General features: G+C 68.7%; 14 protein-coding genes. 4 read left to right on the forward strand and 10 right to left on the reverse strand.

Annotated features, from left to right (window positions below):
- Positions 1–32 precede the first annotated feature (32 nt).
- The 3 genes from ACE3RQ_RS02150 to ACE3RQ_RS02160 all read right to left on the reverse strand — a co-directional run bounded on the left by ACE3RQ_RS02150 (position 33) and on the right by ACE3RQ_RS02160 (position 3,433).
- Entirely contained in the window at positions 33–410 is a 378-nt protein-coding gene (locus ACE3RQ_RS02150) for a hypothetical protein (RefSeq protein WP_374519433.1), read from the reverse strand.
- A gap of 243 nt (positions 411–653) precedes the next feature.
- A complete protein-coding gene (locus tag ACE3RQ_RS02155; RefSeq protein WP_374519435.1) occupies positions 654–1,142 on the reverse strand; it encodes a DUF1854 domain-containing protein in 489 nt (162 codons plus the stop codon).
- Positions 1,139–3,433 (reverse strand): ABC transporter ATP-binding protein, encoded by a 2,295-nt coding sequence (locus ACE3RQ_RS02160; RefSeq protein ID WP_374519437.1) that lies wholly within the window; start codon positions 3,431–3,433, stop codon positions 1,139–1,141. The genes ACE3RQ_RS02155 and ACE3RQ_RS02160 overlap by 4 nt, the downstream gene beginning before the upstream one ends.
- Before the next feature lie 234 nt (positions 3,434–3,667).
- On the opposite strand from ACE3RQ_RS02160, the gene cphA (ACE3RQ_RS02165) reads away from it, so the two are divergent.
- Both cphA (ACE3RQ_RS02165) and cphA (ACE3RQ_RS02170) read left to right on the forward strand, forming a co-directional pair.
- The gene (gene cphA, locus ACE3RQ_RS02165) at positions 3,668–5,818 is read left to right on the forward strand and encodes a cyanophycin synthetase (RefSeq protein ID WP_374519439.1); all 2,151 of its coding nucleotides are present in this window, start codon (positions 3,668–3,670) and stop codon (positions 5,816–5,818) included.
- A gap of 68 nt (positions 5,819–5,886) precedes the next feature.
- The gene (cphA, locus tag ACE3RQ_RS02170) at positions 5,887–8,469 is read left to right on the forward strand and encodes a cyanophycin synthetase (protein WP_374519441.1); all 2,583 of its coding nucleotides are present in this window, start codon (positions 5,887–5,889) and stop codon (positions 8,467–8,469) included.
- A gap of 29 nt (positions 8,470–8,498) precedes the next feature.
- Here cphA (ACE3RQ_RS02170) and ACE3RQ_RS02175 read toward each other — a convergent pair whose 3' ends face one another.
- The gene (locus ACE3RQ_RS02175; protein WP_374519443.1) at positions 8,499–9,587 is read right to left on the reverse strand and encodes an acyltransferase family protein; all 1,089 of its coding nucleotides are present in this window, start codon (positions 9,585–9,587) and stop codon (positions 8,499–8,501) included.
- 134 nt (positions 9,588–9,721) lie between these two features.
- Between ACE3RQ_RS02175 and ACE3RQ_RS02180 the strand changes: the two genes are divergently transcribed.
- On the forward strand, positions 9,722–11,059 hold the full coding sequence (locus ACE3RQ_RS02180) for a ferric reductase-like transmembrane domain-containing protein (protein WP_374519445.1): 1,338 nt from the start codon (positions 9,722–9,724) through the stop codon (positions 11,057–11,059).
- Between the two features lie 21 nt (positions 11,060–11,080).
- On the opposite strand, the gene fahA is transcribed toward ACE3RQ_RS02180, so the two are convergent.
- From fahA to ACE3RQ_RS02200, 4 genes are all read right to left on the reverse strand, one after another.
- On the reverse strand, positions 11,081–12,400 hold the full coding sequence (gene fahA / locus ACE3RQ_RS02185) for a fumarylacetoacetase (RefSeq protein ID WP_374519447.1): 1,320 nt from the start codon (positions 12,398–12,400) through the stop codon (positions 11,081–11,083).
- A 13-nt stretch (positions 12,401–12,413) separates the two neighbouring features.
- Positions 12,414–12,950: a VOC family protein gene (locus ACE3RQ_RS02190; protein WP_374519449.1), complete on the reverse strand. Its 537-nt coding sequence runs from the start codon at positions 12,948–12,950 to the stop codon at positions 12,414–12,416.
- A 22-nt stretch (positions 12,951–12,972) separates the two neighbouring features.
- A complete protein-coding gene (locus tag ACE3RQ_RS02195) occupies positions 12,973–15,333 on the reverse strand; it encodes a cytochrome P450/oxidoreductase (protein ID WP_374519451.1) in 2,361 nt (786 codons plus the stop codon).
- Positions 15,334–15,442: 109 nt separating this feature from the next.
- A complete protein-coding gene (locus tag ACE3RQ_RS02200; protein ID WP_374519453.1) occupies positions 15,443–16,273 on the reverse strand; it encodes an IclR family transcriptional regulator in 831 nt (276 codons plus the stop codon).
- 107 nt (positions 16,274–16,380) lie between these two features.
- Here ACE3RQ_RS02200 and ACE3RQ_RS02205 point away from each other — a divergent pair, with 107 nt between their 5' ends.
- Positions 16,381–17,358 carry a Bug family tripartite tricarboxylate transporter substrate binding protein gene (locus ACE3RQ_RS02205; protein ID WP_374519455.1) on the forward strand — a complete coding sequence of 326 codons (978 nt, stop codon included), beginning with the start codon at positions 16,381–16,383 and terminating at the stop codon, positions 17,356–17,358.
- Positions 17,359–17,431: 73 nt separating this feature from the next.
- Here the strand turns inward: ACE3RQ_RS02205 and arsA are convergent, their stop codons facing one another.
- Positions 17,432–19,177, reverse strand: a complete 1,746-nt coding sequence (arsA, locus tag ACE3RQ_RS02210) for an arsenical pump-driving ATPase (protein ID WP_374519457.1) — start codon at positions 19,175–19,177, stop codon at positions 17,432–17,434.
- Positions 19,178–19,211: 34 nt separating this feature from the next.
- A complete protein-coding gene (locus ACE3RQ_RS02215) occupies positions 19,212–20,498 on the reverse strand; it encodes an OmpP1/FadL family transporter (protein WP_374519459.1) in 1,287 nt (428 codons plus the stop codon).
- Between the last annotated feature and the right edge of the window lie 46 nt (positions 20,499–20,544).

Genomic DNA, 20,544 nt, shown 5'->3' on the forward strand with positions numbered 1-20,544 from the left:
AAGGCCTGCGGTTCTTGTTCCTGCGTTGGCGTTCAGTCCCGGCGGTGGCGATGACTGGTGCGCCGCCAGGGCGCCAGCAGCAACGTGGTGCCCACGATGGGTGCGCACCACAGCGATTCGCGCGCGACCAGGACGACCACGTCCAGGGCGAGCGTCAGGTCTGTGGTGAACAGGACCACGGTCAAGGTGACACAAAAGACGACCACATAGGCCACTAGGTAAAGGTTGATCGCACCGAGCACTGGCTGTCTGGCACGCGGCGCGTCCTCTTGTGCTTGCTTGCCAGCTTGAATACTGGGTGCTGTGGGCTGGGTGTTGGCGAAGTCGGCAACCAGGTGTCTCGCCGTGGAGCGCGGATGGAGGCGGTGAAGCGACTGTCGGTGAGCACGGGGTCTGGTGGTGGCGTTCATCCGTCGTGGCAGGCTCTGCAAGTGCATGGTTTGAATTCCTTGGCGCTTGGCTTTCGGTTGGAATCGGGTGATTTCGAAAAAAATAATTCTAAAGAATTAATTTGATGTGCCGAAATACCCGGCCGCCAAACGGTGGTGGACAGGGCACACCCGGCCCCGAGCGTGAGGCCCATGCGTTGCTTGGCTAAGGGTTTAGGCCAGCGAGGCTGGAACCTTATTGGGAGGCAGGCCGAACGACCCGTATCAGAGGAAGCGCTCAAGCAGCCGGCGCGAGGCCCGGTCAAGGCGGTTGCGGTCTGCGATCTCAAACACCACGCCGTGGGCGCTGGTGACGAGCAGGCGACGTGCCCCTGGCAGACGGCGAATGTCTTCTTCCACCTTCAGCACCAGCTCAGTGGTGCCTCGGTTGGTGTCCACGAGCCAGGTGCTGGGCGTGGCAAAGGTGCTGACCGAGCGAATGCGCTCGATCACCGGCATGAACTCGCGCTCGGTGAGCGCCTCGCGCAGTGCCTGCTGCAAGCCGGGCGGCTGATCGGCCAGGCGACTGATGTGCAACAGCTCATGGCCGTCGGTGCCGACGATGGACAGGGCTTCTTCTGGCGCGCTCAGGGGAAAGCCGCGCACCACTTGGACGCCCACGTGCTCGGGCGCATCGCCCAAGCGGCACACCCACTGGCCGAGCGCATCGCGGCGCAGGTCGACATTGGTCTGGGATTGGGGGGTGGCGTTCATGGCTGGTTGCTGGCGGAGTGGGCCGATTGCACGGGAACACGGTGGGCCAGCAGGCTGGCGTCGCGTTCGGCATCTTCTGCGGCGGCCTGGCGGGCCTGGGCTTCGTAGAGGCGCCAGTAGTGGCCCCGGCGGGCGATGAGGTCATCGTGCGGGCCGACCTCCACCACTTCGCCGCGGTCCATCACCACCAGACGGTCGGCCTTGCGAAGGGTGGACAGGCGGTGGGCGATGGCGATGGTGGTGCGGCCCTGCACGAGGTTGTCCAGCGCGCGCTGGATTTCCTTCTCCGTCTCGGTGTCCACGGCCGAGGTGGCTTCGTCGAGGATGAGGATGCGCGGGTCGATGAGCAGCGCGCGGGCGATGCTGATGCGCTGGCGCTCACCGCCCGAGAGGCCCTGTCCGCGCTCGCCCACGAGCGAGTCGTAGCCTTGGGGCAGTCGCAGGATGAAGTCGTGCGCGTGGGCGGCGCGCGCGGCGGCCACGATTTCTTCGCGCGTGGCGTCTGGCTTGCCATAGGCGATGTTCTCGGCCACCGTGCCGAAGAACAGGAAGGGCTCTTGCAGCACCAGACCGATGTGGCGGCGGTAGTCGGCCACGGCAAAGCGGCGGATGTCGGTGCCGTCCAGCATGACGCGGCCATCGGTGACGTCGTAGAAGCGGCAGATCAGGTTGACCAGCGTGCTCTTGCCAGAGCCGCTGTGGCCCACCAGGCCGATCATTTCGCCGGGCCGGATGTCCAGGCTCAGGCCGCGAATGACGGCGCGGTTGCCGTAGCGAAAGCCGATGTTCTCGATGGTCAGGCCACCCTTGATGGTGACGCCCTTCACTGGCTCGGCGGGCTCGGGCACATTGGAGACGTGGTCGAGGATGTCAAAGATCCGCTTGGCGCCGGCCGCGGCCTTTTGCGTGACCGACACGATGCGGCTCATCGAGTCGAGCCGGCCGTAGAAGCGGCCGATGTAGGCGATGAAGGCGGTGAGCACGCCCACCGTGATGTCGCCCTTGCTGATTTGCCAGATGCCAAAGGCCCACACCACCAGCAGGCCCATGTCGGTGAGCAGGGTGACAGTGGGTGAGAACAGGCTCCAGGTCTTGTTGATGCGGTCGTTCACCGCCAGGTTCTGGGCGTTGGCCTCGTGGAATCGCTTGGCCTCGTGGCGCTCTTGCGCGAAGGCCTTGACCACGCGAATGCCGGGGATGGTGTCGGCCAGCACGTTGGTCACGTCGCCCCAGACGCGGTCCACCTTTTCGAAGCCGGTGCGCAGTCGGTCACGCACGAGGTGGATCATCCAGGCAATGAAGGGCAGGGGCAGCAGCGTGACGAGGGCCAGCCACGGGTTGATGGAGAACAGGATGGCGGCTGTCATCGACAGCATCAACACGTCGGTGGCGAAGTCCAGCGCGTGCAGCGACAGGAACACCGAAATGCGGTCGGTTTCTGACCCAATGCGCGCGATCAGATCGCCCGTGCGCTTGGCGCCGAAGTAATCGAGCGACAGGCTCAGCAGGTGTTCGAAGGCGGTGGTGCGAAGGTCGGCGGCGATGCGCTCGGACACCAGCGCGAGCAGCCAGGTGCGAGCCCAACCCAGGCCCCAGGCCAGCAGGCCCGCGCCCAGCAGGCCGCCCAGCAGCCAGCTCACGTAGACCGGGTCGATGCGCTGGCCGTTCTGGAACGGAATCAGCACCTCGTCCATGAGTGGAATGGTGAGGTAGGGCGGCACCAGCGTGGCCGCAGTGGACGCCAGCGTGAGCAGGAAACCCGCCAGCAGCGTCCAGCGGTAAGGATGTGCGAAGCGCCACAGGCGCAGCAGCACCCAGGTGGAAGGCGGCTGCGCCACCTCGCGCTGGCACACCTCGCACTCGTCGCTGTCGGGGGGCAGTGGCGTGTGGCAGGTGGGGCAGCGAGCGCTGTCGTCGCTGAGGGTTGGCGCGCTGTGCAAGTGCGTGACGGCCTGATCGAAGGCGCGTTGCAGCCGCAGCGCGGTGGGGTTGTGTTCAAGGGTGAAGCGCCAGCGTGCTTGCAGGCCATTGGCACCCAGCAGGTCTAGCGAGGCCACGCCAGCCAGGTCGGTGTGGCGCAGGCGCATGCCTGGGCTCAGGTCGATGCGGCGCCAGTCTGCGCCTTCGAAGGTCCAGAGGGCCTTCTGGGTGAGGGCGAGTTGGTGCTTGGCAAAGCGCCCTTGTCCGTCCAGGTCAATGGCCATCCGGGCCAGGACCGTTTCATCGGGGTTCAGGGGGGGCGTCGTGCCAGCGTCGCTGGTCGTCTTGGGCGTGGCGGTGGCGGGCTGCATGGGTGCGGAATTGTGCGCCAAGTCTCGTCTCGTGGCGTGGCGAGACATTCGGTTGCCAATACTTAAGAAACCGTCAGGCCCTGGCCGCGCCTTGCCCCCAGAATATCGGGTTGTGTGCCATCGGCTTGTGCCCTCGTTGCTGGTTTGCGTGCCGATTCAGGCGGCCCAGCATGCCGTCGATGGACCGATGGTCAGGCTGTGCAAATGGCCTTTGTGCGTTACAACGCTGTCTCTATGGATTCCAACCGCTTTGTGCTGACGGTGCTGCGGCACCAATTTCTGGATGGCCCCAATGCCTGGACCTACCGCTCCACGATGGAGGTCTGGCTGGACCTCGGCGAGTTGGAGCAACGCCCGTCGCACACCATCGATGGCCTGACCGACCGCCTGCTGGCCTGGTTGCCGGGCTTGGAGTCGCACCACTGCGGGGTCGGTGAGCACGGCGGCTTTGTGCAGCGCCTGCGCGAAGGCACATGGGCCGGCCATGTGCTGGAGCATTGCGTCATTGAGTTGCTGAACCAGGCGGGCATGCCCACGGGCTTTGGTCAGACCCGCAGCACCTCGAAGCCTGGCGTGTACCGCATGGTGTTCCGCGCGCGCAACCGCGCCACGGCCGAGGCCGCGCTCAAGCAGGGCCATGCGCTGCTGGAAGCGGCCATCAACAACGAACCCTTTGACGTGGCCGGTGCCGTGCACGCCTTGCGCGAGGTGGTGGACGCCACCTGGCTTGGCCCGTCGACGGCCGCCATCGTGAACGCGGCCACCGAACGAGGCATTCCGCATGTGCGCCTCACCGACGGCAACCTGGTGCAGCTCGGGCATGGTGCGCGCCAGCGCCGCATCTGGACGGCCGAGAGCGAACTCACCAGCGCCATCGCTGAGAACATTGCCAGCGACAAAGACCTCACCAAGATGCTGCTCAAGTCATGCGGCGTGCCGGTGCCCGAGGGGCAGGTGGTGCACAGCCCTGAAGAGGCGTGGGAGGCCGCACAAGACATTGGCTTGCCGGTGGTCGTCAAGCCCAGCGACGCCAACCACGGCCGTGGGGTGTCCCTTGAGCTGACCCAGCAGGGTGACATTGAACGCGCCTTCGCCATTGCCGATGCCGAAGGCAGCGACGTGATGGTGGAGCGCTACATCCGCGGCGACGAGCATCGCGTGCTGGTGGTGGGTGGCAAGGTGGTGGCGGCCAGCCGGGGCGAGAGCCTCTACATCACGGGCGATGGCGTGCACGACGTGCGCCAGCTCATCGACCTGCAACTCAACAGCGACCCGCGCCGAGGCGAGGCCGAGGAATTTCCGCTCGAGACGATTCACCTGGACCGTGAGCCGGCCATGCGCCTGCTGCTGGAGCGCCAGGGCTTTGCTGCCGAGTCGGTGCCGCCGGCGGGTCACCGCGTGCTGGTGCAGCGCAACGGCAACGTGGCGATCGATTGCACCGACGACGTGCACCCCGAGGTGGCCTATGCGGTCACCCTGGCCGTGCGCACGGTGGGTCTTGACGTGGCCGGTGTGGACCTGGTGTGCGAGAACATCGGCCGACCGCTGCAAGAGCAGGGCGGTGCCATCGTGGAAGTCAACGCCGGCCCGGGCCTGCTGATGCACCTCAAGCCCGCCGTGGGCCAGCCGCGCCCGGTGGGTGAGGCCATCGTGGCGCAGCTCTTTCCGGGCAGCGAACCCGACGTGGGCCGTGTGCCTTTGATCGGCATCAGCGGCACCGGCCACACCACCCTTTTGGCCCGCGCGTCGGCCTTCCTGCTGGGCTTGGCCAGCGGCCCCACGGGCCTGGCCTGCCGGGCGGGCGTGTTCCTGGGCGATCGCCGGGTGGAAGACGCCGCCCGCGATTACTGGGAGCAATGCCAGCGCCTCTTGCTCAACCGCGAGGTGCAGAGCGTGGTGGTGGAGACCCAGCCTGGTCTGATTCTTGACCGTGGGCTGCCCTACGACCGCTGCCTGGTGGGTGTGGTCACCGACCTTCGCGGCTGGGAAACCCTGGCTCGCCACGACGTGAGCGGCCCGCAAGACATGACCCGCGCGCTGCGCACCCAGGTGGACGTGGTGCTGGGCCATGGTGCCTGCGTGCTGCGCGTGGACGACCCGGCAGTGGCGGCGCTGGCGCCTTTGTGCGACGGCGACTGTTACTGGTTCGGTGAAGGCAGCGTGCCCGAAGGCATGCCCGGCACGCGCCTGGTGCGCTGGTGCGAGGGCGCTGTGTGCCTGATGGACAACGGCCAGCTCGTGGTGCGCGCGCGCCCCGGGCAGGCCCTGGACACCGATGCCGCCACGGCCTTGTGCGGCGCGGCCGCTGCGGCCTGGGCGGCTGGCCTGTCGCCCGAGCTCATCGCCGCGGGCTTGGAGCGCTTCGGCGCCTCTACCCTCAATTGACGCATCGGGTGGTCGGTCTGTCTGCCCCACGATTCCGCGACGCCATCGCTATCTCATTCACCTGAGCCATGGACATTTCCCGCATCCGCGCGCTGCGCGGCCCCAACCTCTGGACTCGCCAGACCGCCATCGAGGCCATCGTGCACTGCGAACCAGATGAGCGCTCCCTGGCCAACATGCCGGGCTTCGAGGCCACGCTGCGCGAGCGTTTCCCGCAGCTTGGCGCCTGGCGCCGTGCGCCCGATGACCTGTCGCTGGCGCACGTGCTCAAGCTCACGGCGCTGGCTCTGCAGGCCCAGGCGGGCTGCCCGGTGAGCTTTTCGCGCTGCACCGAGACGGTGGAACCCGGCACCTACCAGGTGGTGGTGGAATACACGGAAGAAGAAGTGGGCCGCCGAGCCCTGAAGGCCGCCGAGCGCCTGATCGCCGTGGCCCGTGGCCTGGACACCGAGCCCTTTGACATCGACAAGCTGTTGCTGGACCTGCGCGAATTGGACGAAGACCTGCGCCTGGGCCCGTCCACTGGCTCCATCGTCAACGCGGCCGTGGCCCGGGGCATTCCGTTCCGCCGGCTCACGCAGGGCTCGCTGGTGCAGTTCGGCTGGGGCTCGCGCCAGCGCCGCATCTGGGCTGCCGAGGTGGACAGCACCAGTGCGGTGTCGGAAAGCATCGCGCAAGACAAAGACCTCACCAAAAACCTGCTGCGCGCCGCTGGCGTGCCCGTGCCGCTGGGCCGCCCGGCCGACAGCGTGGACGACGCCTGGGCCGCTGCGCTGGAAATTGGCCTGCCGGTGGTGGTGAAGCCGCAAGACGGCAACCAGGGCAAGGGCGTCACGGTGAACATCACCGACCGCGAGCACCTGGAACTGGCCTACCGCGTGGCCTCGGAATATGGCCAGCCCATGGTCGAGCGTTTTCTGCCGGGCGCCGACTTCCGCCTGCTGGTGGTGGGCGACAAGCTGGTGGCGGCCGCGCGACGCGATCCGCCGCAAGTCATTGGCGATGGCGTTCACACCGTGGCCGAGCTGGTGGCCATCGTCAACGCCGACCCGCGCCGTGGCGACGGCCACGCCACCGCGCTCACCCGCATGCGCATCGACGACATCGCCCTGGCCCGCCTGAAGATGCAGGGCCACTCGCCCGATTCGGTGCCCGCCAAGGGCGAGCGCGTGGTGCTGCGCAACAACGCCAACCTGTCCACCGGCGGCACCGCCACCGACGTGACGGACGACGTGCACCCCGAGGTGGCGGCGCGCGCCGTGGCGGCGGCCCGCATGATCGGGCTGGACGTGTGCGGTGTGGACGTGGTGTGCGACAACGTGCTGCGCCCGCTGGAGGAAACCGGCGGTGGCATCGTCGAGGTGAACGCGGCCCCGGGCCTGCGCATGCACCTGCAGCCTTCTTATGGCAAGGGCCGCGCCGTGGGCGAGGCCATCATTGACCACCTGTTCGCCCCTGGCGACAACGGCCGTGTGCCGGTGGTGGCCGTGACCGGCACCAACGGCAAGACCACCACCGCCCGCATGATCGGCCACCTGCTGGGGCAGCAGGGCCTGCGCGTGGGCATGACCAACACCGATGGCGTGTACGTGAACGGCCGCGTCACCGACACCGGCGACTGCTCTGGCCCCAAGAGCGCGCGCAGCGTGCTGATGCACCCCGAGGTGGACGCAGCCGTGTTCGAAACCGCGCGCGGCGGCATCTTGCGCGAGGGCCTGGGTTTTGACCGCTGCCAGGTGGCGGTGGTCACCAACATCGGTGCGGGCGACCACCTGGGCCTGAACTACATCACCACGGTGGAAGACCTGGCGGTGCTCAAGCGCGTGATCATCCAGAACGTGGCCCCCAACGGCTACGGCGTGCTCAACGCCACCGACCCGCATTGCGTGCGCATGGCCGAGGTGTGCAGCGGCCAGGTGATTTTCTTCGCTGCCGATGGCCGCCACCCGGTGCTGGCCACGCACCGCGCCCAAGGCAAGCGCTCGGTGTGGGTGGAAGACGGCCAGATCGTGGCCGCCGAAGGGCAAGAGCGCCACACCCTGCCGCTGGCCGACATGCCCATCACCCTGGGGGGACGCATTGGCTTCCAGGTGGACAACGCCATGGCCGCCGTGGCCGCCGCCTGGGGCCTGGGTGTGCCGTGGGACGTGATCGCCCGTGGCCTGGGGTCTTTCGTGAGCGACGTGGCCAGCGTGCCCGGCCGCTTCAACGTGATGGACTACCGGGGCGCGACCATCATTGCCGACTACGGTCACAACGCCGATGCCATGCGCGCCCTCGTGGCCGCCACCAATGCCATTCCGGCCCAGCGGCGCTATGTGGTCATCAGTGGTGCCGGTGACCGGCGCGACAGCGACATTCGCGAGCAGACCCAGATTCTGGGCGAGGCCTTTGATGAGGCTGTGCTGTACGAAGACGCCTGCCAGCGCGGCCGTGAGCCGGGCGAGGTGACGGGCTTGCTGCGCCAGGGCCTGGACGGGGCCACCCGCACCCAACGCATCGACACCATCCAGGGCGAGTTCCTGGCCATTGACACCGCGCTGCAACGACTGCAGCCCGGCGATCTGTGCCTGGTGCTGATCGACCAGGTGGAAGAGGCGCTGCAGCACCTGCGCCAGCGCTGCGCCAGCCCCCTGCCCGTCACGGCCTGAGCCTGGTTTTGGGCATCGCGGCCGCGCGATCAGCGCCGGCCGCGGCCCAGGCGGCTCAAGGGCTGTTCCACCCCGTGGTGGAACAGCGCACCGGCCACATTGCAGGCCACCCACGCCACCACCACGCCCAGGGTCTGCACCACAGGGTCCGGGCTGGCGTAGCGGGTGAACCACGCGTTTACCACCAGCGCCACCGGGAAGTTGAGCAGGAAGACCGAATAGGAAATGCGGCCCAGGTAGGCCAGCAGGCGGCTATCTGGCCATCGGTAGAGCCAGCCGCCGCGCAATGACCAGGCCAGCAGGCTGGCCACCACCAGCGCCAGCAGCAGACGCTCGCGGTAGTCCACCGCCAGGGCCAGCATGGCCGCCATCACCACGCCCCACCAGAGCCAGCGAGCGGTCTCCGCCCGGCCGGGCGCGCTGGCCCAGGCGGTGATGGCGCCCAGGCCGTAAGCGCCGAAGAAATAGAAGGCCCAGTTGTCCCACTCGGCGTCGCGGTTGAAGTGGAAGAACGAGGCCAGCACCACCAGCGTGACGCCCAGGCGCGCGGCGCGTGGGCGCCAGCCCTCGCGGTCGGGCACCGCCGCGCGCACCGCCCACAGCAGCAAGAGCAGCAGCGCAAAGAGTTGCAGGTCAATGGCCACGTACCAGACGCCGGCCGAGAGCGAGTCCACCCCGATGAGGGACTGGATCATCAGTGCGTGGGCCAGGAATTGCCACGCAGTGGGCGGCTCGGCGATGGTGTCGTGGTCCATCCACAAGCGGGCCAGCTCAGTGCACAGCATGGCCACCACCAGGGCGGCGAGGTAGGGCAGGCCGATGCGCACATAGCGTTGCCACAGCGCCCGGATGGGGGTGGTGGTGCGCAGCACGCCGTCGGGGGCCAGGGTGCGCGCCGCCAGAAAGCCGGCCACCACCAGGAACACCTGCACCGCCATGCGCGCATCGCGGCTGAGCCACTCCACCAAGCCGGGGGCGATGCGGTGGGTCCAGTCGGACATGGGGCCGTAGAAGGCCAGGTGGTGCAGCACGATGAACTGCGAGCCCAGGGCCTTGAGGGCGTCGATGAAGAGGAAACGCTGGCCGGCATCGCGCGTCTGAGGCGCGGGCGCCGACATGGGGGTCGGAAGGTCGGACACGGGTAGGGGGAAGCGCGGGAAAAAGCGATTGTCTTTGATTTGTCGCAGGCGCCCGCCGCCCGCCTGGGTCGACACTTGCTTCGGGCGGCCGGAGCGCCCTTGGGAGAAGACACATGACACACACGATTCGCCGCACTTTCTGGGTGACTGGCCTGCTCATCACCGGTTTGTGGTGGTGGGCCGACGCTACCGACTGGGCCACGGTGGCCAATTGGCTGGGCTGGCGCAGCCTGTTCATGCAGTACAGCGGCGTGATGGCCATGGTGGCCATGACCATGGCCATGGTGCTGGCGGCGCGGCCGGTGGTGCTGGAGCCCTGGCTTGGGGGGCTGGACAAGATGTACCGCTTGCACAAATGGCTGGGCATCGCAGCGCTGGTGGTGTCGGTGGTGCACTGGCTTGGCGCGCAAGGCCCCAAGTGGCTGATCGGCTGGGGCTTGCTCACCCGCCCGGCACGCGGCCCGCGCCCACCGCCACCCGATGCGGTGCTGGCGCAGTTTTTCCAGGGTCAGCGCGGCCTGGCCGAGGGGGTGGGCGAGTGGGCCTTCTACGGCGCGGTGGTGCTGATCGCGCTGGCCTTGTTCAAGCGCTTCCCTTATCGGTATTTCTTCAAGACGCACCGCCTGCTGGCCGTGGCCTACCTGGCCCTGGTGTGGCACTCGGCGGTGCTGATGCAGTGGGCCTATTGGTTCACCCCGCTGGGCGTGCTGATGGCGCTGGGCATGGCCGCGGGCACGGCGGCGGCGCTTCGCGTGCTCACCCGCCGCGTGGCGGTGCAGCGCCAGGTGGTGGGCGAGGTGGAGGCGCTGCGGCCTTATGAGGCCGCAGGCGTATTGGCCATGGACATTCGCCTGCGCGGGCGCTGGCCGGGGCACGAGTCAGGGCAGTTCGCGTTTCTCACGCTGCACGAAGACGAGGGACCGCACCCGTACACCATGGCCTCGGCCTGGGTAGACGATGGCCGCATCACCTTCGTCATCAAGGGCCTGGGCGACTACACGCGCACCCTGCCCGATCGGGTGCGGGTGGGCGACGTGGTGAAGGTCGAGGGGCCGTATGGGCGCTTCAACTTCCAGGGCACTTGCCCACGGCAGATCTGGGTGGGCGCGGGCATTGGGGTGACGCCCTTCATCGCGCGCATGCAGGCCTTGGCCAAGGCGCCCGATGGGCGCGCGGTGGACCTGTTTCACCCCACCTCGGCCCTGGACGAGGCCGCGCTGGCGCGCATGCAAGAGGACGCTGACGCGGCCGGCGTGCGCCTGCACGTGCTCTTGAGCCAGCGCGATGGCCGCCTGAACGCCCAGCGCCTGACCGAGGCGGTGCCGCAGTGGCGCGAGGCCGAGGTGTGGTTTTGCGGGCCGGCCGCCTTTGGCCGGCAGTTGCGGCAAGACCTGGAGGCCATGGGCCTGCCCCCAGGTCGCTTTCACCAAGAGCTGTTCGAGATGCGCTGACCGCGCACCTCTGGCCTGGTGTCAGCCGGCGATGGCGGGCAGCAGCGTGCCCCAGCACTCGCCAAAGCCGATGCGCGCGGCGCCGGCCTTCTCGCACCAGCCGCGCAGCACCACGGCGTCGCCGTCTTGCAGGAAGGTGCGCTGCTCGCCGTTGGGCAGTTGCACCGGGTTCTTGCCGCCCTGGGTGAGTTCGATCAACGCGCCGGCCTGATCGAGCGTGGGGCCCGACAGCGTGCCGCTGCCGAACAGGTCGCCTGGCTGAAGCTGGCAGCCGTTGATGGTGTGGTGCGCGACCATTTGCGCCACCGTCCAGTAGGCGTGGCGGTAGCTGGTGCGGCAGATGGTGGCAGCAGCTTGGCCGGCCTCGCGCAGGCGCGGCGTGTGCAGGCCCACTTCGAGCTGGATGTCGATGGCGCCTTCGCTGCGGTTGGCGGCAGAGTCCAGGTAGGGCAGGGGCTGCGGGTCGTCGGCGGGGCGGTGCGGGGCCACGCGGTAGGGCGCCAGTGCTTCCATCGTCACGATCCAGGGCGAGATGGTGGTGGCGAAACTCTTGGACAGGAACGGGCCGAGGGGCTGGTATTCCCAGGCCTGGATGTCGCGCGCCGACCAGTCGTTGAGCAGGCACAGGCCGAACACATGGCTCTCGGCCTGGGCCATGGGAATGGGGTTGCCCATGGCGTTGCCCGAGCCGATGTAGATGCCCAGCTCCAGCTCAATGTCCATGCGCTGGCTGGGGGCCAGCACCGGGGCCTCGGCGTCGGGTGCCTTGAGCTGGCCCTTGGGGCGCGCGAAGGCTTGGCCCGACACGCCGATGGTGGAGGCGCGGCCGTGGTAGCCAATGGGCACCCACTTGTAGTTGGGCATGAGCGGGTTGTCGGGGCGGAACAGGCGGCCGATGTTGGTGGCGTGGTGCACCGAGGTGTAGAAGTCGGTGTAGTCGCCAATCTGCGCTGGCACGGCGAACTCGGCTTCGCCTTGCGGCACCAGGCAGGCTTGCAGCGTGGCCTGCTCGGCCGCGCCTTCGCGCAGGGCGCGCGAGAGCGCCAGGCGCAGGGCGCTCCAGGCGCTGGCGCCCAGGGCCATCAGGGCATTGAGCTTGTCTTGCGCGGCGGCTTGCAGCGCCTCACGGGCCTCGCCGGTGAACGCGCCAGTGGCGGCCAGGGCGCGCAGATCGACGATCTGGTCGCCAATGGCCACGCCGCCACGGAAAGGCTCTTGGCTGCCGGCGCGGCGAAAGCTGGCGAAGGGCAGGTTTTGCAGGGGGAAGTCGCTGCCCTCGGCGTTGGCCGATGCCAGCCAGCTGCGCAGGGACGGGTCGTGGGTTTCGTTGAGCATGGTCATGTGGGGCGAGTCCTTAGCTGGCCATGCTGCCGTCGTGCATCCAGGCGGCGTGCTTGGGCGCGCGGCGCGTGCGGCTCCATTCTTCGAGCATGTCGCGCTTGACCTCGTCGAGCTTGCGGTACATCTCGGGCGTGCCGCAGTCCCAGGCCAGCTCAAGGCGGTGGCCGTTCGGATCGAAGAAGTAGATGCTCTTGAAGATGGTGTGGTCGGTGGGGCCCACCACCTCAATGCCAGCGGCCTGCAGGCGCTCTTTGGTGTCCAGCAGTTCTTGCATGCTGTCCACCTTCAGTGCCAGGTGTTGCACCCAGTTGGGGGTGTTGTGGTCGCGGTCCATGGGGGGCTGGCCGGGCAGCTCGAAGAAGGCCAGCACGTTGCCGCCGCCGGCGTCCAGGAAGACGTGCATGTACGGGTCGGGCGCCTTGGTGGAGGGCACTTCGTTTTCGGCGATGGCCAGCACGAACTTCATGTTCAGGTGCTTCTCGTACCACTCGACGGTTTCCTTGGCGTCCTTGCAGCGGTAGGCCACGTGGTGAATTTTGCTGATGTTCATGGTGGGTCTTTCGGTGAGGGGGTCAGAGTTCAAGGACGAGGCGCTCGCCACACAGGCGCGAGCGCGAGCAGCAGACCATCATCTTCTGGTTGGCTTCGCGTTCGCTGCGGGTGAGCACCACGTCGCGGTGGTCGATCTGGCCAGAGACCACGTGCACCTCGCAAGAGCCGCACAGGCCTTCGCCGCAGTCGCTGGGCACGTCGATGTTGGCGCTGCGCAGCGCCTCCAGCACGGTGCGGTCGGCCGGCACTTGCAGCACCAGGCCAGAGTCTTTGAGTTCGATCTCAAAGGCGTGTTCCTTGCTCGGGTCGAGCGCGCCGCCGCTGGCGTGAAAGTGCTCCACGCGCAGCGCGTCGTCGGGCCAGGCAGCGCAGGCTTGCTGCAGCGCGTCGAGCAGGCGCTCGGGGCCGCAGGCGTACACCTGGGTGTCGGGGCGGGGCTGGCCCAGCAGGGCCGGGATGTCGGCGCGGGTGCCTTCGTCGGCCACGTGCAGGCGCAGGCGCTCGCCGTGCTCGGCCTGCAGCTCGGCCACATAGGCCATGGTGCGGCGCGAGCGACCGCAGTAGTGCAGCTCGTAGTCGATGCCGAGTTGGCGCGCGCGGTGGGCCATGGTGGCAATGGGCGTGATGCCGATGCCGCCGGCCACCAGCACCACGCGCTGGGCGGTCTCATCAAAGCGGAAGTGGTTGCGCGGGCCGCGCACCTTCACCGTGTCGCCGGCGTTCAGGTGCTGGTGCACCCAGGCCGAGCCGCCGCGGCTTTGCGGGTCAAGCAGCACGCCGATCACCAGCTCTTGCGGGTGGGCCGGGTCGCCGCACAACGAGTACTGGCGCGACAGGCCGGTGTCGCCGCACTCGATGTCGATGTGGGCACCGGGTGTCCAGCGCGGCACGGGGCGGCCGTCGGCCGGGGCCAGGCGAATCTCTTTCACGCCCTCGGCCACCTCGCGCACGGCGGTCACGCGCATGGCGCGCCCGGTGGTGGCGCGGGTGGACTCGCCAATGCGCACCGGCTGCTCGCGTTGCAGGAGGGACGGGTCGCGCCGCTCGGGGTTTTGTGCCGGGTCCCACTGCACCAGCAGGTGCTCGGGGCCACGGAACGAAGTGTTGGAGAGGTAGTGGAAGGTCTGCGGCACCAGCGCCATGTGCGGCAGGCGGCGAGAGAGTTCCTCCAGAAAGATCTGCAGCTCCATGCGCGCCAGGTTCTTGCCCATGCACTGGTGCGCGCCGTAGCCGAAGGAGAGGTGGTCGCCCGCGTTGTCGCGGTGGATGTCCAGCAGGTCGGCCTCGGGGAAGTGGCTCTCATCGTGGTTGCCCGAGGCCATGACCATCATGAACTTGGTGCCGGCTGGCAGCTCAATGCCGCCCACGGTCACGTCGGTGATGGCCACGCGGCGCCACGCGATGATGGAGCCGGCAAAGCGCAGGCACTCTTCCACCGCGTTGGGAATGAGCTCGGGGTTCTCGCAGATCTCGCGCCAGGCCGTGGGGTGCTGCAGCAGCAGGCGCAGCGCGTTGGCCGTGGCGTTGGCGGTGGTTTCGTGCGCGGCCACGATGCCGGCCATCATCATCGAGTGCAGGTAAGAGTCGGTCACCACCTCGGGGTGCTCGGCCTGCATGCGAATGCCGAACTTCATCCAGCCCGGGCCGCTGGGGTCGCGGCGCATTTTCTCCAGGATTTGGCCGGCCAGTTGCCAGAAGTTGCCCACCGCGTGGGCCACCTTGATCTGCTCTTCCTCGCTGGGGCGGCCCCAGGTGTTCACCGTGTGGGCAATGGAGTACTGCCGCAGCAAGGGCATGTCTTCCTCGTCCACGCCCAGGAAGTGCAGGGCGATGGTGAGCGGCACTTCCCACAGCATCTGGTCCACCAGGTCGGCGCGGCCGTCGTCGATGAAGCGGTCCACGTAGTCGCGCGCCAGTTTGCGCACCATGGGCTCGTGGTGCTTGAGTGCCTCGGGCGTGAAGGGCTCCAGCAGCAGGCGCCGGCGCGCCATGTGGGCCGGCTCTTCCTCGTTCACCAGGGTGCGGCCCATGGCGTAGTTGTACGAGTTCAGCACCTCTTGCACCGCCGCGCTGGGCGGGGTGATTTTTTCCAGTGCGTTGGCCGGGCTGAAGCTGCCGTGGTTGCGGAAGATGGCCTTGATGTCGTCGTAGCGCGTGACGACCCAGTAGCCCAGTTCCGGGCTGTAGAAGACCGGCTCCTGCTCGCGCGCCCAGCGCAGGTACTCGGGCGGGTCTTGCAGGTAGGCGTCTTCAAAGGGGTTGAAGGCGGCGGCGTGGCCACTCACGGGGCAACCGTTGGGGGCTTGCGGCGCGGCGGCGTGGTGCACCGGGCAACCGGAAGGCGGGGTGGTGGGGCGGGCAGGGGGAGTGGTCGTCGTCATGGCATAAATATCGCTTTGCGTAACTGTATTACGCAATAAGTGGCGAGCGATAAGGGGTAACCCTCATGCCGAGGCGTCGAAGCAGGGCGGCGAAGGGGGAATCGGGCCTTCAGGCCCGGGTCAATTCGGGTGGGGCCACCGGGGCGGCAAAGCCCATGGCCGCGCTGATGGCGGCTGCCTCGCGGATCACCTCGGGGCAGATGCGCCCGCCGGGGCGCGTGTCAAAGCCGCTGCTGGCGCCCAGGGCGGTGAGGGCGGCGCGCGGGTGGCCGTTGGCGTCAAAAATGGGCGCGGCCACGGCGCTGATGCCCATGAGCATGGTGTCGTGCACCACGGCGGCGCCCAGGTCTCGTACCTGGCGGCACAGGCGCCCGATGGGCTCGGGCCCGGCCAGGTGGGCGCGCTGCTCGGCCGGGGCCTGGTCAAACTCTTCTTGCGCCAGGCGCCGCAGCGTGGGGTCGTCTGAATGGGCCAGGAACACCTGCCCCGTGGCCGACCACAGCACCGGCATCACCGTGCCGGCGCGCATGTTCACCGTCACGGGCAGGGTGGGTTCTTCGATGCGCAGCACGGTGGGACCTTTGTTGCCCATCACCGCCAGGAAGCAGGTCACGCCCAGCGATTCGCGCAGGCGCACCAGGGCCGACTCACCCAGGCGGATCGGGTCGCTCTGGCGCAGCGCGGCCAGGCCGATCTGAATGGCCTCGGCGCCCAGGTGGTAGTGCTGCGTGCTGGGGTTCTGCGCCACCATGCCTTCTTGCACCAGGCTGCTCAGGTAGCGGTGCACCTTGGCCGTGCTCTCGTCCACCTCTTTGGCGATGGCGGTGAGGCTGGCGGCCCCGCCCAGGCGGGCCAGGGCCTTGAGGATGGCCACGCCGGTCTCGGCGGATTGCACGCGCTGGCGGCGGTCGGTTCGGGGCTTGGTGGGGGCGTCGGTCATGGGCGCAGAGCTTAAGGGGAAACACCAGCCGGCAGTTTACGTTTTGCGTAGTACGATTACGAATTCGGGTTTGTCCCCGCGTGAATCCAACAAGAGGAGCTTCTCTGATGCTGAACCGCCGTTGCGTGGCCGCTTTGCTGGCCCTGCCCGCCCTGCTGGGCACCGCTGGCCTGGCCCAAGCCCAGGCTTTCCCCGCCAAGAACGTCCGTTGGGTGGTGCCTTACCCGGCCGGTGGTGGCTCTGACTTCCTGGCCCGCACCATTGGCCAGCAACTGGCCAGCCAGGTGAACCAGACCATCCTGGTGGACAACAAGCCGGGCGGCAACACCTCCATCGCCGCCGCCGAAGTGGCCCGCGCCCCGGCCGATGGCTACACCATCCTGTCGGCCGACAACGGCACCATGGTGTTCAACAGCGCGCTGTACGCCAAGCTCCCCTACAACCCCGACAAAGACCTGACCCCGGTCACCCTCATGGGCAAGTTCCCCATGATCCTGGTGGTGGGCCCGGGCTCTGACGCCAAGGACGCCAAAGACTTCGTGGCCAAGGCCAAGGCGCAGCCCGGTCGCATCAACTACGGCTCGGCCGGCGCGGGCAGCCCGCACCATCTGGCCATGGAGCTGCTGAAGGTGAACGCCGGCCTGCACCTGGTGCACATTCCTTACCGCGGTGCCGCCCCCGCCCTGGCCGACCTGGCCGGTGGCCAGGTGTCCGCCATGATGGTGGACCTCGCCGCCGGTGCGGCCTTCATCAAGAGCGGCAAGATCCGCCCGCTGGCCGTGGCCAACCCCACGCGCCTGGCCCAGTTGCCCGACGTGCCCACCTTCGCCGAACTCGGCTTCAAGGGCGTGGAGGCCGCCGCCCAGGTGGGCGTGGTGGCCCCGGCCGGTACCCCGGCCGAGGTGGTGAACACCCTGCAGAAGCAGATCGCCACCGCCATCAACACCCCGGCCGTGCGCCAGAAGCTGATCGACTTCGGCATTGAGCCCGTGGCCAGCACCCCCAAGGAATACAGCGACCTGATCCGCAGCGAGGTGGTGCGCTGGCACGCGCTCATCCAGAAGCAAAAGATCTCGCTCGACTGAGCGGCCAGGGGCCAGGCCCCTTGATCAAGAAAAGCCCGCTGGTGTCAAACCCAGCGGGCTTTTTCGTGGGCGATCAGGCGCTGAGCGCGGCCAGGGCGTCCACCCCCACCGGGGCCTGCACGCACCACGGCACGCCATACACCCGCTGGGCCAGCCCGCCCGTGACCCGCTCAAACTGCCGCGCCTCGCCCGCCATGCGCGCGGCCAGCACCGGCTCGCGGCTGCCGCTGGCCAGCAGGCTGCGGTTGACCACCCAGGCATAGGGCTCGATGCGGGCGCGGCGCAGGTCTTCTTGCAGGGCCGCCGCCTCGGAAACGGGCGTCACCTCGGGCAGCGTCACCAGCACGATGCGGGTGTAGTCCGGGTCTTGCAGGCGCATCAGTGGCGTCACCATGCGCGCGGCGCCTTCGAAGGCGCGGGCCATCTGGCGGTGGTAGGCGCCGGTGGCGTCCATCAGCAGCAGGGTGTGGCCGGTGGGCGCGGTGTCGAGCACCACGAAGGCGCTGCGCGCTTCGTTCACCGTGCGCGAAAAGGCGTGGAACACGGCCACCTCTTCGGTGCAGGGCGAGCGCAGGTCTTCCAGCAGCAGGGCGCGGCCGGCCTCGTCCAGGTCTTTGCCCTTGCTGGCCATCACTTTGTCGATGTAGCGCTGGGTCTCCACGGCCGGGTCGATGCACCCCACTTCCAGCCCCGGCACCTGGCCTTCCACGGTGCTCGCCAGGTGGGCGGCCGGGTCGGTGGTGGACAGGTGCACCGTTTTTCCCCGCCGGGCCAGTGCCACGGCCAGGGCGGCGGCGATGGTGGTTTTGCCCACGCCGCCCTTGCCCATCACCATGATCAGGCCCCGGTCTTGCTGCGCCAGGGCGTCCACCAGCGCCGCCAGGGGCTGCACGTCGGGTGGCATGCCAGGGGCAACGATCGCGGTGGGGCTGGATGGCGGGGCGGGGTCGAGCAGGGCGCGCAGCGCGTCAAGCCCCACCATGTCGTTGGCGCGCAGCGGCACCTGGTCGGTGGGCAGGGCCTTGAGCGAAGGGGGCATGGTGTCCAGCGCCTCGCGCCCGGCCCGCTCCAGGGCCTGGGCCAGGGGGTCGTCTGGCACGCTGGCCGTGAACACCGCGTTCACCACCAGGCGCTGCTGGTGCAGGCCCAGGTGCCGCAATTCTTCGTGCGTGCGGGCCGCCTCGCGCAGCGCGGCCTTGTCGGCCCGCGTGACCAGCACGATGGCGGTTTGCGCCGGGTCGCTCAAGGCCTGCAGGCCGGCGCGAAAACGGGCTTCCTGCATCTTCAGGCCCGAGTGCGGGCCCAGGCACGAGGCCCCGCGGTCGTTGCCTTCCAGAAAGCCGGTCCAGGCCTTGGGCAGGCTGAGCAGGCGCAGCGTGTGGCCGGTGGGCGCGGTGTCAAACACCACGTGGTCGTGCCCGGTGGCCGGGGCGGCCAGCAGGCCCACGAACTCGTCGAAGGCGGCGATCTCGGTGGTGCAGGCGCCCGATAGCTGCTCGCGCACCGTCCGCCGCTCGGTGTCGCTGGCCTGGCTGGGCAGTTGGGCCAGCACGCGGCCGCGGTAGGCCTCGGCCGCGGCGTCGGGGTCGATGTTCATGGCCTGCAGGCCAGGGGCGCCCGGCACGTCGCGCGGGTGGTCGCTCAGCGCCAGGCCCAGCATCTCGTCGAGGTTGGAGGCTGGGTCGGTGCTCACCAGCAGCACGCGCCGGCCGGCGTCGGCCAGCTTGAGCGCGGTGGCGCAGGCCAGCGAGGTCTTGCCCACGCCACCTTTGCCGGTGAAGAAGAGGAAGCGGGGAGGGTGGTCGATGAGGGACTGCATACCCCCCATCGTAGGCCCGTTGGCGTGGCCAGGGTCAGAACGACCAGCCGTAGGCGACGCCAATGATGTTTTCGCGCAGGCCCACGTTGGCCTCGCCGCCACCCAGGCCGGCGGGCGGGAAGCCCGGCGGCACCGAGCCACTGCCGCGCACGGTTTTGCCCACGGCGTGGGCCGCAAAGCCGCTGAGTTCGCCACCACCAGCCAGCTTCCAGGTGGCACCCAGCGTCAGGTGGGTCTGCACCGTGCCCGGGGCCAGGATGTTGAAGAAGGTCTGGCTGGGCGGAATCACCTGGTCGGCCACGCTCACGCCGCCGCGCAGGGTGAGCTTCTCGTTCACCTGGTATTGCGCGCCGAGCTTGAGCACGGTCTGGTCGCGCCAGCCAAAGCCGGGGCCGCCGGCCGAGCCCAGGGGCTGGCCCGCGAACACGCTGGCCGAGCTGTTGCCCACCGAGCCCACCTTGCTGTAGCGGATGTGCTGCACATCGGCCGCCAGGGTGAGGGCGCTGCTGGCCTGCCAGGCCAGGCCCACGCCGAAGTTCTCGGGCACGTCAAAGCCGCCGCCGTCGGCGAACAGGCCCTTGTAGCGGTCAAAGCGGCCATTGATCTTGGAGGCCCAGGTGGCGCCCAGGCGCAGCTCGGGCGTGATCTGGCCGGTCCAGCCCAGGCGGATGCCGGCGCCGGTGGTGCGGTCGATGCCCTGGTCGCTCACGTTGCCAGGGAAGGCCGAGAAGCCGCCAAAAAAGCCGATGCCCTTGGCCTTGAAGCGCTGGTGGGCCACGGTGAGGGCCGCGCCCACGGTGTGGGTGTCGTTCACCTTGTAGGCCACCGAGGGCGAGATGAAGAGCTGCTCCAGGTTGATGCCGGCCTCACCCGGGCCAGCAAAGCGGCTGTACGGGCTTTGCGCATAGTCGGTGTTCATGCCGCCGTTGCCATACACGGCCAGGCCCACCGAGGTTTGCGCGTTGATGGGGCGCACGTAGCCGAATTCAGGAATGGCAAAGGTTTTTTTGCCGTCGCCGCTGAACGACTCGTCTGGTCCGAAGGCGTTGCCCGTGAGGCTGGCGCTGCGCCGGGGCGCAAACAGCGTGAGGCCCACGTCGGCCCGGTGCCCCACGGCGGCGATGCCCGCCGGGTTGGTGGCGCCGGCCAGTGCGTCTTGCGGCAGGGCAATGCCCACGCCGGCCAGGCCCTGGGCCTTGATGCCAATGCCGTGCTGGAAGTAGCCGTTGGTGGCGTGGGCGGGCAGCGAGAGCAGGGGCAGCAGGCCGGTGATGGCGAGCGCGCTCAGGCGGAGGCGGATGTGGGCGGTGGAGTGGGGCATGACGAGGGGGGGTCGATGAAACCGCGCAGTCTGCCCGTGTGCGTTT

Source organism: Hydrogenophaga sp. (assembly GCF_041913525.1).
Lineage (GTDB): Bacteria > Pseudomonadota > Gammaproteobacteria > Burkholderiales > Burkholderiaceae_C > Hydrogenophaga.